This is a genomic window from Salmonella sp. SAL04196 (genome assembly GCF_046550835.1).
Taxonomy (GTDB): Bacteria; Pseudomonadota; Gammaproteobacteria; order Enterobacterales; family Enterobacteriaceae; genus Salmonella; species Salmonella enterica.
In genome coordinates this window covers 39,130-54,147 of record NZ_JBGDXE010000002.1, presented here as the reverse complement: position 1 = coordinate 54,147, position 15,018 = coordinate 39,130, and the positions used below count along the sequence as shown (strand labels likewise).

The following is a 15,018-nucleotide window of genomic DNA, read 5'->3' as shown; positions in this document are numbered from 1 at the left end:
ATTAATTAATACCACAAATATTTACCAGCATTTCATTCGCGGCTATTCTTAGTTTGATTACTTTAAAAACAAGTGATTGAACCATTATTGAGGCGAAAATGGATTGGTATTTAAAGGTTTTAAAAAATTATCTGGGATTTGGCGGCCGCGCGCGACGCAAAGAGTACTGGATGTTTATTCTGGTCAATATCATCTTTACCTTTGTGTTGGGCCTGCTGGACGCCATGCTTGGCTGGCAACGCGCCGGGGGTGAAGGCGTTCTGACCACCATTTACGGCGTTCTGATCTTTTTACCGTGGTGGGCCGTGCAGTTCCGTCGTCTGCATGACACTGACCGCTCCGCATGGTGGCTACTGTTGCTACTTATCCCCATTATCGGCTGGCTTATCATCATCGCGTTCAACTGCCAGAATGGTACGCCAGGCGACAACCGCTTCGGCCCCGACCCGAAACGTTTTTCCTGATGGCGGCGCGGCGCCGCTTTTAAAGCGCCGCGCGCTATTTATTTTCCGGCGAATAGCTTAGGTATTTCCCGCAGGCACCAGGCTTTTGCCTCCCCCATACTGTCGCGCCGCCAGGCCATAATAATATCGATTTCGCTGGTCGATTCCGGGCTGACCACGCGTAGCCGCCCTTCGGCAATATCCTGTTCCACCATCGAATATGGCATAGTCGCGACGCCAAGCCCGGCCAGCAGCGCCTGACGTTTATCTTCAATCGTGCTTACCGTCAGACGTGGCTGCTTATCCAGCAGTTGCACCGTTAATACCGGCCGCTCGCGCGCGGTATCCGCTACCGCTACGCCGCGGTATTTAACCCGCGTCACTTCCGAAAGCGGCTCCGGCTCCTGATGAATAGGGTGGTCAGGCGCGGCGACATACACATTCATTAACGTATACAACTTACGGGAGTTAATTTCCGACGACGATCGAAAATGCATATCCGGGGCGATAACGATATCCGCCCGTCCCTGCTCAAGCCGCTCCCATGCGCCAGCCAGTACTTCGGTAATCAATGAAAGCTGCGTATTGGCTTTAGCGGCCAGCCGGTCGATCAGTGGAAAAAAAGCAGGCGTCGGTACCAGAGCTTCAGTGACCAGCGTCAGATGCGTTTCCCAACCGCGGGCCAACGCTTCAGCATCCGTTGTTAACTTGTCTGCCGCTTCCAGCAATACCCGCCCGCGTTCCAGCAGCATACGTCCGACGTTGGTGAATTTTGTACGATGGCCGGAGCGATCGAACAGTACAACGTCCAACTCTTCTTCCAGCTTCTGCATGGTGTAACTCAGCGCGGAGGGCACCCGCCCCAACTCATCAGCCGCTGCGGCAAAACTGCCCCGGCGGTCAATGGCGTCCATCACACGCAATGCTTCAAGCGTCAGCGCTCTCTCTTTAGCCATAACGTTCTCATTCAGGAAATTTGAACATACCGGGCAGAATATCTGGCTAACAATGCAGCGTCCAGCCCCTTAACATAAAAGGAAGTAAAGAGAGGTTAATAACGATGATTACGACCCGAACCGCCAAACAATGTGGACAGGCAGACTACGGATGGCTACAGGCCCGCTATACCTTCTCCTTTGGACACTATTTCGACCCTACACTGCTGGGCTACGCGTCGTTGCGCGTACTGAACCAGGAAGTGCTGGCGCCGGGCGCCTCTTTTCAGCCTCGAACTTATCCAAAGGTGGATATTTTAAACCTGATTCTGGACGGCGAAGCGGAATACCGCGACAGCGACGGCAACCATGTACAGGCTAAAGCGGGCGAAGCGTTGCTGCTCGCCGCGCAGCCGGGCATTAGCTACAGCGAACATAATCTCAGCAAAGTTAAGCCGTTAACCCGAATGCAACTGTGGCTTGACGCCTGTCCTGAACGGGAAAACGCGCTGGTACAAAAAATCCCACTCCTGGCGGCGCAACAACAGCTTCTTGCCTCGCCCGACGGTGAGCAAAACAGCTTACAACTGCGCCAACAGGTCTGGGTACATCATATTACGCTGGAGAAAGGCGAATCGCTTAATTTCCAGCTTCACGGGCCGCGCGCCTATTTGCAGTCGATTCACGGTACGTTCCACGCGATGACGCACAACGAAGAACGCGAGGCGTTAACCTGCGGAGATGGCGCATTTATTCGTGATGAACCTAACATTACGCTGGTTGCCGATACGCCGCTGCGCGCATTACTGGTAGATTTACCGGTGTAGCCAGCCAGAAAAGGAGTCGCAAGATGAGCAAAAAATCGGCGAAGAAACGTCAGCCCGTGGTAAAACCTGCCGTACAGGAGGCGATGAGCGCCACTGTGCCGCTGGGCTATGAAGAGATGCTAACCGAACTGGAAGCCATCGTGGCGGACGCCGAAGCCCGGCTGGCAGAAGAAGAGGCCGCAGCCTGAAATCATGCCGGATGGCGGCGCAAGCGCCCGATCCGGCTTAGAACAGGTAGACCCGATAAGCGCAGCGCCATCGGGCAACACGCTGCCCCGACGTCATGCCGGGGCGTTATTATTAATGCGCTTTACTGGCCATAATCTCGATGATCTGCTTGTCTGTCTGCTGCATTGAGCGACACGCCAGCGAACACAAATTCGAAATAGATTGTTCGACATTGTGCGCCACAATCCCTTCGTTTCCGGTCACCGCCGTATCATCCAACGCCATCAGTACGGCTTTCCACGCCGCCGACGCGCTGGTAGAGACTTTCATCGCACAGCTATTCGACGCGCCATCGCAAATCATCCCGCTGACATCGCCGATCATACTGCTGATAGCCATTGCGATAGTGTCATAACGACCATCTATCAGCCACGCCATACCCGCCGCCGCGCCCATCGCCGCCGTAGTTGCCGCGCACAGCGCCGACAAACGCGGAAGCTGATGGTGAATATAGATAGCGCTCAAATGCGATAACATTAGCGCGCGCGCCAGGCGCTCGTCATCGGCACCGACATGTTCAGCAACCACCATGACTGGCACCGTGGCGGTAATCCCCTGGTTGCCGGAGCCGGAGTTGCTCATCGCGGGCAACGTGGCGCCGCCCATTCTGGCGTCTGACGCCGCGCTGGTACGGATCAAAATCGCCGTGGAGAGATCTTTCGCCAGCAGACCGCGATCGCACTGTTTGGCCAGCGTCGAACCGATATGCAGCCCCCAGGAACCACGCAGTCCCTCCTGCGACAACGCGCCGTTTAGCCTGGCCGCATCCAGAATAAAGCGGATAGCGTCAAAGGGCACCGCATTCACAAACGCCAGGATCTCTTCCAGCGAGGTATGAGACAGCACTCCCAGCGGCGAGGTTTTTTCTTCTTCCTGCGCATTATCGGCCTGGGTAAATACCACGCCCTTGTCGGTTTCTATCCGCACAATGTTTGTATGATCGCCGACGATCGTGACACATGCCCAGCTATTGCCGCTATACACTTTCGCCCGTGAAAACAGGATATCGTTACATGGCTCCTGCAACATCACTGCGACATGTCCGGCGGCCAGCATCGCTTTTGCATTGGCAACGGCTTTAGCGGAAGCGTCTTTTAACACCTCCAACCCGGCTTTCGCATCACCGCCCAACGCGCCAAGCGCCGCGGCGATCGGTAGCCCTACCATTCCCGTTCCTGGAACGGTAACGCCCATACCATTTTTCATCAGATTAGGCGAAACCCACGCGTCAATGCGTTCAACTGTGCCGTCAAGTTCAGCCGCCGCCGCCGCTGCCGCCAGCGCCAGTGAAATTGGCTCAGTACACCCCAGCGCCGGTTTTACTTCTTCCTGTACGGCCAGGATAAAACTTTGCCACAATGGATTTATTTTAGATTCAAACATAACAACAACCTTAATCTCAGGTATATCAAGAGAATGCCAGGAACGGAGAAACGCATAGCAGCAGACCGGTAATAATAATCAGGTACAACGAAGCGCCTTTATATTTGTGCAATGCGGGAACCTTGTAGACCAACCATGCCGGAATTAAACAGCCCACCATACCGAAGATAGGGCTACAAATAGAGGTGAAGCTCAGTACCGGCGCGTTGAGCACAATGGCGCTCCAGGCCAGCAAAATAGCGAAAATCATAATGCCGCGCTGTACCAGATTTTCCTTAATCTTCTCGGCGGGCATTTTGCGGCGCAGGATATTCATCACAATGCCTTGCGTCGCTTCGCGGAATCCTAAGTAAACGCCAAAGAAGGCGGTCATGACGGCAAAGATGTTCAGAATTACGCTAACCACTTTGACCCAGCCAGCGCCATCGCCGCTAATAAACTGCGCGGCGATCGCCAGGGCGGAAATATTCTGCTCGTAGGCTTTCACCGCTTCGTCATGCCCCATCGCCAGGGTGAAGGAAACCGCATAGAAAAAGACGGTAACGAACAGGACGCCAAACGCGATATTCATGGCGCGCAACGCTTTATGACGTGCGACCTCAATAGATTTTTCGCGTGAACGGTAAGAGATCACCATTGGGCTTAACGTCTGGATAAATAAAATCGAGGTCAGCGTAAATGGCAGGGTAATAATGGCGTTTTTAATCAGCAGGGCCATCGGCGGCAGCGCGCCAATGTTATACAGATGCCACATACCCACCATGGAGACGCCCAGCGCCGCTACTACCAGTAGCTTGGTCAGCACCATGCCGGTGGAAATTTTGAACAGTAATTTTTCACCGCGTGAGGAAATCGCCACCAGGATGCAGATCAGCACCAGACCATAAAACGGACTATCGGAAAGTAATCCTTCCGTTACGCCGAAAGTATGCAGATAAGAGGCGCTGTCGTTAGTAATCGCCGTAGAATAGACGAACATCCAGATGACGAGCATTACAAAGTACAGCGCGCCTAATAAAATACCCCAGTTTTTGCCCAGATAGCCGCTGATCACGCTGGGGTAGTCTTTACATTCCGGGGATTCCGCCAGCGTATTAATAAACAGCCGCTGGAACAGGTACATGGCCGGATAGCCAATAATAGAAGAGAGTAAAAAGACCCAAAGTCCCATCAGGCCAACCTGGACAGGAAGAAAAACGATCCCTGCGCCGATCGCCATCCCGATACTCATAATGACCCAACCGGTGTCGGTACTATCAAATTTGATGGCTTCACGCCATTCGCTTTCTGTCATCCCTGCCCGACGCGCCGGGGCTGATGCGTCGAGGATTACGCTGGTATTACTAGCCGATTCCATAAAATTCTCGCTCAATGTGTAGGTAGAGGTTTTTTTTATTTTTCGTGCCGCAGCAAGGCGATATGCAGAACGTGAGGTGCAGGTACTTTCTTGTAATAAGAAAATCATACGCGCACGATAAGAGAAAAACTTACCAATAAAACACCTGCATTTCTTATGGGTTAAGAATTCTTTTCTATTTACTATTGGTTTAATGTTGTTATTTTCTCTATTTGACGCACATCACAACAAAAAAGGGCGCACATTGGTGCGCCCTTTTCTCAGCTTCTGTCTTCTGCGTTATCCCATAGCCTGCTCACTCTGCGCCTGTCGGGCCTATCCACAAACGACTTTAATCGCCAGACCGCCGCGCGACGTCTCGCGATATTTGTCGTTCATGTCTTTACCCGTTTCGTACATGGTTTCGATCACTTTATCGAGCGAAACCCGCGGCTCAGAGGTACGGCGTAGCGCCATTCGCGCCGCATTTACCGCTTTAACGGCGTTAATCGCATTACGTTCAATACAAGGGATTTGTACCTGACCCGCCACCGGGTCACAGGTGAGGCCAAGGTTATGCTCCATCGCAATTTCCGCCGCAATACAGACCTGCGCCGGGCTGCCGCCCAGCAGTTCTGTCAGCCCCGCCGCCGCCATCGAACACGCGACGCCAACCTCGCCCTGACACCCCACTTCCGCGCCGGATATCGAGGCGTTCATCTTGTACAGCATGCCAATCGCCCCCGCCGACAGCAGATAGCGGGCGATAGAGTTGGCATTGACCGGACGGCGGAATTTGTCGTAATAGGCCAGCACCGCAGGAATAATGCCGCACGCGCCGTTGGTCGGCGCGGTGACCACTCGCCCGCCCGCCGCGTTCTCTTCGCTCACGGCCAGGGCGAACATGTTAATCCAGTCGATGACGTTCATCGGATCGCGGGAGAGATTATCGCTGGAGACCAGCAGACGCCGTAACGCTACCGCGCGGCGTGGAACGTTCAGCGGCCCCGGCAGCACGCCCTCAGTATTCATGCCACGTTCAATTCCGGTCGCCATCACCTGCCAGATGCGGGCAAAGCCAGCGTCAATCTGCTCTTTGCTCCGCAACGCCAGTTCATTTTGCATCATCAGACCGGAAACCGAGAGCCCCTGTCTTTCACACAGCGTCAGCAGTTCGCTGGCGGAATGAAAATCATACGGCACCGATTTTTCTACGTCGTGCGACTGACCAAAGCGTTCCTCTTCGACAATAAAGCCGCCGCCAATAGAGTAATACGTTTTGTGTAAAAGCGGCGTTTGCCCGTGCCAGGCGGTAATTCGCATACCGTTTTCATGGCGCGCCAGGGTTTCAGCGTGAAAGAGAATACTGTCGGCGACGGGAAAATCCACCACATGCGCGCCACCCGCCACCGATAAACGGCTGCTGCGGGCAACCTCCTGGATAAACGCCGGAATGCTATCAATATTGACATCCTGCGGCGTATTGCCTGCCAGGCCCATAATGATGGCGGTATCGGTCGCGTGGCCTTTGCCCGTCAGCGATAGCGATCCGTAAAGATCAACCGTGATGCGCGTCGTTCGCGGCAGGTCGCCGCTGTCGATCAGCCGATCGATAAAACATTTTCCTGCATTCATTGGCCCTACGGTATGGGAGCTTGAAGGTCCAATGCCAATCTTAAAAATATCAAATGCGCTAATCATATCTCCCCCTAAGATTACCGTTCAGTGAAGATCCGTCGCGGGGCGATCCACACGATCGCCCCGTTCACGTTACATCGCCTGAGTAAAGGTGCGCGAAATAACGTCCTGTTGCTGCTCACGAGTCAGCGCATTGAAGCGCACGGCATAGCCGGAAACGCGGATCGTCAGGTTCGGGTAGTTTTCCGGATGTTCAATCGCATCCAGCAACATTTCACGGTTCATGACATTGACGTTCAGATGCTGCCCGCCTTCTACCTGTGCTTCATGATGGAAATAGCCGTCCAGCAGGCCGACAAGATTGGTTTTCCGCACCGCATCTTCTTTCCCGAGCGCCGCAGGCACAATCGAGAAGGTGTACGAAATACCGTCTTTGGCGTAGGTAAACGGCAGTTTCGCCACCGACGTCAGCGAGGCTACCGCCCCTTTGCGGTCACGACCATGCATCGGGTTCGCCCCCGGCGCGAATGGCGTTCCGGCGCGGCGTCCATCCGGCGTATTGCCGGTCTTCTGCCCGTACACGACGTTCGAGGTGATGGTCAAAATGGACTGCGTCGGCACCGCATTGCGATACGTCGGCAACACGCTAATTTTTTGCATAAAGCGTTTCACCAGGTCGCAGGCGATGCTGTCCACGCGCTCATCGTTGTTGCCGTACTGCGGATACTCGCCTTCAATAGCGAAGTCGATGGCAAGGCCATTTTCGTCGCGAATCGGCTTCACCTGAGCGTACCTGATGGCGGACAGGGAATCCGCCGCCACCGACAGTCCGGCGATGCCGCACGCCATCGTCCGATACACATCACGGTCGTGCAGCGCCATCAGCGAAGCTTCATAGCTGTACTTATCGTGCATGTAGTGAATGATGTTCAGCGCGCTAATGTACTGCACCGCCAGCCAGTCCATAAAATGGTCGAGGCTCTCCATTACTGCGTCGTAATCCAGCACCTCATCCGTTAACGGCGCGGTTTTCGGCCCGACCTGGATTTTCAGTTTCTCATCAACGCCGCCATTGATAGCGTACAGCAACGTTTTGGCAAGGTTGGCGCGCGCGCCGAAGAACTGCATCTGCTTACCGATGACCATCGGGCTGACGCAACAAGCGATGGCGTAATCGTCGCTGTTAAAATCGGTACGCATTAAATCGTCGTTTTCATACTGCAAAGATGAGGTCACGATGGAGACCTGCGCAGCATATTTCTTGAATGCCACCGGCAACGCTTCAGACCACAGTATGGTCAGGTTCGGCTCCGGCGCTGGCCCCATCGTGTGCAGGGTATGCAGATAACGGAAGGAGTTCTTCGTCACCAGCGTGCGGCCATCAAGCCCCATCCCGCCAATAACTTCGGTGGCCCAGATCGGATCGCCGGAAAAGAGCGAGTCAAATTCCGGCGTGCGCAGGAAGCGCACCATGCGGATCTTCATGATGAAATGGTCGATCAGTTCCTGCGCCTGCTGCTCTGTCAGAAGGCCCGCGTTGAAATCGCGCTCAATGTAGATATCAAGGAACGAGGCGGTTCTTCCCAGCGACATTGCACCGCCATTTTGCGATTTTACCGCCGCCAGATAAGCGAAGTAGAGCCACTGTACCGCTTCCTGCGCGTTTCGCGCCGGGCGGGAGATATCGTAGCCGTATTTCGCCGCCATCTCCTGCATTTGCAGCAGCGCGCGACGATGCTCCGCCAACTCCTCACGCAGGCGAATCGTCGCCTCAAGATTCTGTCCCCGCTCCAGATTCGACTGCAGGTCGGCGAATTGCAGCTCGCGTTCGCGCACCAGATAACGGATGCCATACAGCGCGACGCGGCGATAATCGCCAATAATGCGCCCGCGACCATAACCATCCGGCAAACCGGTTAATACGCCGGATTTACGGCAGCGCAGCATATCCGGCGAGTAAACATCGAATACGCCCTGATTATGGGTTTTCCGCAGGTCGGTAAAGGTATATTCAAAATCGGCGTCCATTTCGCGGCCATAAGCGTGGAATGAACTTTTAATCATGTTAACGCCGCCAAACGGATGCAAAGCGCGTTTAAGCGGCTTATCCGTTTGTAAACCAACGATTTTTTCCAGATCTTTTTCAATATATCCCGCATCGTGCGCGGTAATCGTCGTCGCGATGTTGGTATCGAAATCCACCGGCGCATGGGTCGCGTTCTCGATACGTATTCCCGCCATCACCTTTTCCCACAACGCCGTGGTCGCTGGCGTCGCGTCGGCGAGAAAAGATTCATCCCCCTCATAGGGCGTATAGTTATGCTGAATAAAATCACGGACATTAATTTCTTCTTTCCAGTCCGTACCTTTAAAATCACGCCATGCTTCGGCATACAGCATATCGCTGGTATCGATATTTACCTTCATGAAAAATAATCTCTCTACAGAACAGCCGTTAAGTTATGCAAATTCCACTGGTGCTTTCACGTTGCCTAAATGAATGGCATCAAGAGCAATCATTTTCTCTTCATTCGTGGGAATAACAGCGCAAATAACCTGAGAAGGGTTAGCGGAAATAATGCGCTCGCCGTGAGAATTCGGCTGCTTATTCATTTCAACGTCTAACGTAAGCCCCAGCACGCCCAAATGTTCAATTACCAACTGGCGAATTAATACTGAATTTTCACCAATACCGCCGGTAAAAATAATGCCATCCAACCGATGTAACGATGCCGCGTGTCCGGCAATATGACGGGCGATACGGTGGACAAATGTTTTTATCGCTAACCGGGCGCGCTCATGTCCTTCGTGCCAGGCTTTTTCCAGGACTCTAAGGTCGGATGACAACCCGGAGATGCCGAGCAAACCGGACTCTTTATTCACCACTCGCTCCAGATCGCTCAACGTCTGCCCGGTTTCTTTGGCTATCCACGCCATCGCGCCGAAATCAACGTCGCCGCTGCGAGTGCCCATCATCAGCCCCTCAAGCGGCGTCATCCCCATTGAGGTATCCACGCTCTGACCATTGCGTACCGCGCAGATAGACGCCCCATTGCCCAGATGCGCGACAATCAGACCCGAGTTTTTTTCATCGAGATCGAGTAGTTCATACGCGCGCCGCGAAACATAGCGATGCGACGTACCGTGAAAGCCGTAGCGACGCACACCCAGGCTGGAAAAATACTCCCACGGCAATCCGTACAAATAGGCTTCCGGCGCCAGCGTCTGGTGGAAACTGGTATCAAATACCGCCACCTGACGCACGGCCGGGAAAAGGTGCCGCGCCGCGTCAATGCCGCTTAAATTAGCGTAATTATGCAGCGGCGCCAAAGGCGATACCCGACGAATATTATCGATAATCTCATCGGTAATAATGACGGACTGTGTAAATAGCTCTCCACCGTGCGCAATACGGTGACCAATTAATGCCACGCTATCCGTTAAATCACGTTTTTCCAGCTCAAAGGCAATGGCTTTTAACGCGTCCTCATAATTAGAGTGCGCGAGGTGTATCGGCTTATCGCCATTAATAGATAAAAAGGCGTTTTCAGTATTCATCCCATCTGCTATTCCCGCCATTAAAACATCACAGGTAGCGACATCCAGTACAGAGAATTTGATAGAAGATGAGCCGCAATTAATGACCAGAACGACCGGAAATTCATTCATGTAGTGCCCCCGTCGATGTCAGCCTGCGTCCGCGCCCTGGGGCGAAACGCAGGCTAAACGTGAGGATTAGAACAATTTGTAGACAATATTCAGGATGGTCAGCAGACCAATCAGGGTGACGAACACGTTATCCAGACGACCACGGTACTTCGCCAGCGACGGCGCTTTACGAATGGCGTACATCGGCAGCAGGCATAACAGCGAGGCGATAATCGGCGCGCCCATCGCTTCAATCAGGTCCAGAATGTTCGGGTTTGCGTAAGCTACGACCCAGGTAGACCCCATAATGAAGATCATGCTGATGGTGTTAAGCTTGCCCATAGAGACTTTGGTTTTATCGCCTTTATAACCGAATTTCAGCACCAGGCCGTTCAGCCCTTCCAGCGTCCCCAGGTAGTGACCGAAGAAAGATTTGAAAATAGCAACCAGCGCGATGATAGACGCGCCATACTCCAGCACCGTTGCAAAAGTAGATTTTGTCCCCGACAAAGAGGCGAAATGGTTGGCCAGGTAGGAAAGTACCGGAATGTTCTGCGCTTTCGCATCCGCCATGTTCTGCGGAGAGAGCGTAAACAGGCAGCTAAAGGCGAAGAACATCACCACGGCGACCATCAGCATACTGGCGCGCGAGATGATCTGTGAACATTTCCGCTCGGTAAATTCGCGACCAAACTCTTTCTCATACTCTTCACGCTTAGACACCACGAAGGAAGAGACGATGGGCGAAAAGTTAAAGGAGAACACCATGATAGAGATGCCCAGCCACACCGTAACCAGTATGCCATCATGCCCGGTCAGCGCGATATTACTGAGATCAACCTGATCAATAACCGCCGAGTTCCAGTAAGGAATCAGCGATAATGAGATTAGCACCAGACTGGCGATAAACGGCCATACCAGGTAACTCATCACCTTAACCATCAGATCTTTACCAAACCAGATCACAAAGGCCATCAGCAGCAGCAAGAACAGCGCCACGAAACCGCGATTCAACGCTGGCATCTGCAACTGGTTTTCCCAAAACGTCATGAACGTATTAGTAATGGTGACGCCATAAATCCACAGCAGCGGACAAATCGCAAAGAAGTAAAGGAACGTGATAACTACCCCGCCCGTTTTACCAAAGTGCTCTTCGACCGTTTCCGTAATATTGCCGGACGGATTAGATCCGGATAAACACAGACGCGCCAGCGCCCGGTGACAATAGAACGCAATGGGGTAAGCTAAAACCAGCATCAGCAGAATGGGGATAAGCCCGCCAAACCCGGCGCGGATAGGGAAAAACAGCACCCCGGCGCCAATGGCGGTACCAAATAAACCCAGCGTCCACGTCGTGTCCGATTTACGCCATGACGACTGTTTTGCCTGGCTGGATACAATGCTATCAGTAGTACTCATATCCTATCCTCACGAAAAGATTAAGCGTCAACTAAACCCGTAATTTGTGATACACGAGAAAGATCGATATTGCCGCCAGAAATAATACTGACCGTTTTTCTGTTCTGAATATGGCTATCTAATTTCCCGCTTAATAGTGCGGCGCAGGCCAGAGCGCCAGCGCCTTCAGTAATAACCTTATTGCGCTGAATTAAAGCGATCATGCTGTTACGAATTTCATCTTCGCTAACCAGGACAATGTCATCGACTAATTCACGAACGATTTCATAGGTTAAATTACCCGGGCGGGAGACATCACAACCATCCGCCAGGGTGCCGGTCGTTCGGTGCGTGGTTATTTCGCCAGCGTAATAAGACGCCGCCATACCGTGAACATTTTCGGCCTGTACGCCGATAACTTTAATGGTCGGGTTAATCGATTTAATCGCAATGGCAATACCTGCAATTAAACCGCCGCCGCCAATAGGCACGATGACATTATCGACATCGTACAGATCTTCCATAATTTCCAGACCAATAGTGCCCTGTCCGGCAATGACTTTTGGATCGTCGTAAGGCGGAATAAAAATGCGGCCTTCGGTTTCGACAATTTCACTCACCTTAGCAATGGTGTCATTGAAGTTGTCACCGTGGAGCACCACTTCCGCCGAATAATCACAGGTGGCCGCCACTTTTGACTTTGGCGCGCCCTTCGGCATCACGACTTTGCCGTCAATACCCAGCATTGCGCAAGAAAGAGAAACGCCCTGTGCATGATTACCTGCGGAACAGGCCACGACGCCTTTACGTTTTTCCGCCTCCGTTAACGAGCTAAGTTTGTTAAAAGCGCCACGAATTTTAAATGAACCCGTACGCTGCATATTTTCAAACTTGAGAAATATTTCGCCTTTGCAACGTTCACTAAAATAGTTAGAGCGAGGCATTCCCGTTTTATATATCTTCCCCGCCAGTCTTTTTTTCGCTTCGAGGATATCTTCAATTGCAACCGGGAGATCGTATGTAATGTGCATTATAACCTCTTAACCTAGGTATTAAAAATAAGTTACCGTTGCCCACTGTTCAAAAGAAACAGTTGGCGTCAATCTCGCTAAATATGTTTATTCCATATCATTCAATTTCTATTAACTGCCTGCGTCTGCATCCATTATATGATGAATATTGCTTAGCCAATTCTACTAATACTGAAGCGGCTTTTTTGATACGATAATTTTTAGACCATACCGCCGCATAACGTGCGACGGGTAACGTGTCTTTTATGGGTATCGTGATAAATTGATTAGAGCCAAAAGGCGTGGTCATATCGCAGGGAATAACAGTTAAGAAATCAGCATTGAGAACAAGATTATATATTGTGACAACGGAATCTGTTTTAACAATGTTTTCGATGCTGATGCCATTTCGTTGTAGAGTGGTGAGTAATTCGCTGTAGTAGCCCATATTCGTTTGCGGCAACACCCACTGTTCGTCCTTTAACGATTCCAGTGTGATGGTGCCGGTGCATGTTCGGGACTTGCTGGCTACCAGGACAAACTCTGATTCAAACAGCGGCTCGACATGCAGATCCTGTAGCTGCATTTCATTACTGAGCGTACCAATAGCAAAGTCCAGCCGCCCGTCGCGCAGGGCCGGCAGGAATGAAGAGAGCTGGGCTTCGTACATGGATACCTGCGCTTTTGGAAAGACCTCTTTGAACTTATGAATCATATCGGACATGAAGGTAAAGCCAATCAGCGAAGGAAAACCAAACGAGACGTCGACAACGGTATTGCACGTCATACTGTTCATCTCGTTGATCATGTTTTTCATTTCGCGGGTGATAGATTCAGACCAGGAAAGCAGTACCTGTCCCGCTTCGGTCAACGTAACGCCGGTATTTTTGCGTACAATTAGCTCAACGCCAAAATAGGCCTCAACATCGCTAATGATTTTACTGACGGCGGGCTGGGTTAACCCTAACGATTTTGCGGCAGAACCGATAGAACCACTTCTAATGACTTCCTGAAAGACCACCAAATGCTGTGTTTTAGGGAGAACAAGAGTATTCATATCTACCGCTCTGAAATAACATTGTGAACGGCAGGAAGTGTAGCAAATTAAATCTTAAAGGTTATGTGCGACCACTCACAAATTAACTTACCGCAATTTTTACATGGTCTTTATTAAATAAAGAAAACCTATTATTTCAATAGATTACAAAAATAAAACAGCAACTTAGTCTGATTTCAATCAAAAAATAGGGTCGGGATAACGATATATTATGGCGATAACCAGCCTATTTTATCTCCTATTTTCGACATCCCATGAAGACGATATTTCAATCAATTACGGGACATTTTATCGACAATTCCAGCGTTAAATTTAAAGCGTAATTTCTCAAATTTAAGTATAAACCGAAGGTAAATGCGCTTAAAAACCGTTACGCGTCACATTTTTTTACCTTATTTGTTTGTAAAGAAACATTTAATAAAATTTTAACCAAAATATTTCATACATTTAATTTTCATTTACAACAAATAATTTACACCGCTTTCTTGCTTTTTTTCAGGATGTAATTTTGTGAAAGAAATCGATTGCTTTTCACTTCAACTAAAAAGAGCGCAGTCTATAGCGTTTTGTGTTTCTCATCACAAAAACGAATAATATTATGTCACCACGACTGTCAATTAATTGCCGGATGGTGACGCTGGCGTCTTCTGCAACCTCTATACCCTTCACCGGCCTGATAAGCAAAAACCCGCCGAAGCGGGTTTTATGAAGAGGTGAAACTGACCGATAAGCCGCTTTCTTTCGGGTATAGCGTCGTGGACAGCCATTCATCCTGCCGCCCGGTAAAAGCAAAAACCCGCCGAAGCGGGTTTTATGAAGAGGTGAAACTGACCGATAAGCCGCTTTCTTTTGGGTATAGCGTCGTGGACAGTCATTCATCCTGCCGCCCTGTAAAAGCAAAAACCCGCCAGCTTACACTGACGGGTTTTATGAAGAGGTGAAACTGACCGATAAGCCGCTTTCTTTTGGGTATAGTGTCGTGGACAGTCATTCATCCTGTCGCCCTGTAAAAGCAAAAAACCGCCAGCTTACACTGACGGGTTTTATGAAGAGGTGAAACTGACCGATAAGCCGCTTTCTTTTGGGTATAGCGTCGTGGACAGTCATTCATCCTT

13 protein-coding genes are annotated in these 15,018 nt (G+C 51.2%); 4 read left to right on the top strand and 9 right to left on the bottom strand.

Annotated features, from left to right (window positions below):
- The first annotated feature begins 98 nt into the window (after nt 1-98).
- Nucleotides 99-464: a DUF805 domain-containing protein gene (locus ACLJPE_RS09700; RefSeq protein WP_000384139.1), complete on the top strand. Its 366-nt coding sequence runs from the start codon at nt 99-101 to the stop codon at nt 462-464.
- Nucleotides 465-502: 38 nt separating this feature from the next.
- Here ACLJPE_RS09700 and yhaJ read toward each other — a convergent pair whose 3' ends face one another.
- The gene (yhaJ, locus tag ACLJPE_RS09695; protein ID WP_001041026.1) at nt 503-1,399 is read right to left on the bottom strand and encodes a DNA-binding transcriptional regulator YhaJ; all 897 of its coding nucleotides are present in this window, start codon (nt 1,397-1,399) and stop codon (nt 503-505) included.
- 104 nt (nt 1,400-1,503) lie between these two features.
- On the opposite strand from yhaJ, the gene ACLJPE_RS09690 reads away from it, so the two are divergent.
- Nucleotides 1,504-2,205: a pirin family protein gene (locus tag ACLJPE_RS09690; RefSeq protein ID WP_000633549.1), complete on the top strand. Its 702-nt coding sequence runs from the start codon at nt 1,504-1,506 to the stop codon at nt 2,203-2,205.
- 23 nt (nt 2,206-2,228) lie between these two features.
- Entirely contained in the window at nt 2,229-2,393 is a 165-nt protein-coding gene (locus tag ACLJPE_RS09685) for a hypothetical protein (RefSeq protein ID WP_000039326.1), read from the top strand.
- A 112-nt stretch (nt 2,394-2,505) separates the two neighbouring features.
- Here the strand turns inward: ACLJPE_RS09685 and ACLJPE_RS09680 are convergent, their stop codons facing one another.
- From ACLJPE_RS09680 to tdcA, 8 genes are all read right to left on the bottom strand, one after another.
- The gene (locus ACLJPE_RS09680) at nt 2,506-3,816 is read right to left on the bottom strand and encodes a serine dehydratase subunit alpha family protein (protein WP_000463082.1); all 1,311 of its coding nucleotides are present in this window, start codon (nt 3,814-3,816) and stop codon (nt 2,506-2,508) included.
- 25 nt (nt 3,817-3,841) lie between these two features.
- Nucleotides 3,842-5,173, bottom strand: coding sequence for an amino acid permease (locus ACLJPE_RS09675; protein ID WP_000443189.1), 1,332 nt, complete (start codon nt 5,171-5,173; stop codon nt 3,842-3,844).
- Between the two features lie 315 nt (nt 5,174-5,488).
- On the bottom strand, nt 5,489-6,853 hold the full coding sequence (gene tdcG / locus ACLJPE_RS09670; protein ID WP_000622071.1) for an L-serine ammonia-lyase: 1,365 nt from the start codon (nt 6,851-6,853) through the stop codon (nt 5,489-5,491).
- A 69-nt stretch (nt 6,854-6,922) separates the two neighbouring features.
- Entirely contained in the window at nt 6,923-9,217 is a 2,295-nt protein-coding gene (gene pflB / locus ACLJPE_RS09665) for a formate C-acetyltransferase (protein ID WP_000867316.1), read from the bottom strand.
- A gap of 33 nt (nt 9,218-9,250) precedes the next feature.
- Entirely contained in the window at nt 9,251-10,459 is a 1,209-nt protein-coding gene (gene tdcD, locus ACLJPE_RS09660; RefSeq protein WP_001527989.1) for a propionate kinase, read from the bottom strand.
- 66 nt (nt 10,460-10,525) lie between these two features.
- Nucleotides 10,526-11,857 (bottom strand): threonine/serine transporter TdcC, encoded by a 1,332-nt coding sequence (gene tdcC, locus ACLJPE_RS09655; protein ID WP_000108129.1) that lies wholly within the window; start codon nt 11,855-11,857, stop codon nt 10,526-10,528.
- Between the two features lie 20 nt (nt 11,858-11,877).
- Nucleotides 11,878-12,867 (bottom strand): bifunctional threonine ammonia-lyase/L-serine ammonia-lyase TdcB, encoded by a 990-nt coding sequence (gene tdcB, locus ACLJPE_RS09650; RefSeq protein WP_000548368.1) that lies wholly within the window; start codon nt 12,865-12,867, stop codon nt 11,878-11,880.
- A gap of 97 nt (nt 12,868-12,964) precedes the next feature.
- Complete coding sequence (gene tdcA / locus ACLJPE_RS09645) at nt 12,965-13,903, bottom strand: transcriptional regulator TdcA (protein ID WP_001094907.1); 939 nt, start codon at nt 13,901-13,903, stop codon at nt 12,965-12,967.
- Nucleotides 13,904-14,616: 713 nt separating this feature from the next.
- Between tdcA and ACLJPE_RS09640 the strand changes: the two genes are divergently transcribed.
- Nucleotides 14,617-14,844, top strand: coding sequence for a hypothetical protein (locus ACLJPE_RS09640; RefSeq protein ID WP_024799110.1), 228 nt, complete (start codon nt 14,617-14,619; stop codon nt 14,842-14,844).
- Nucleotides 14,845-15,018 lie beyond the last annotated feature (174 nt).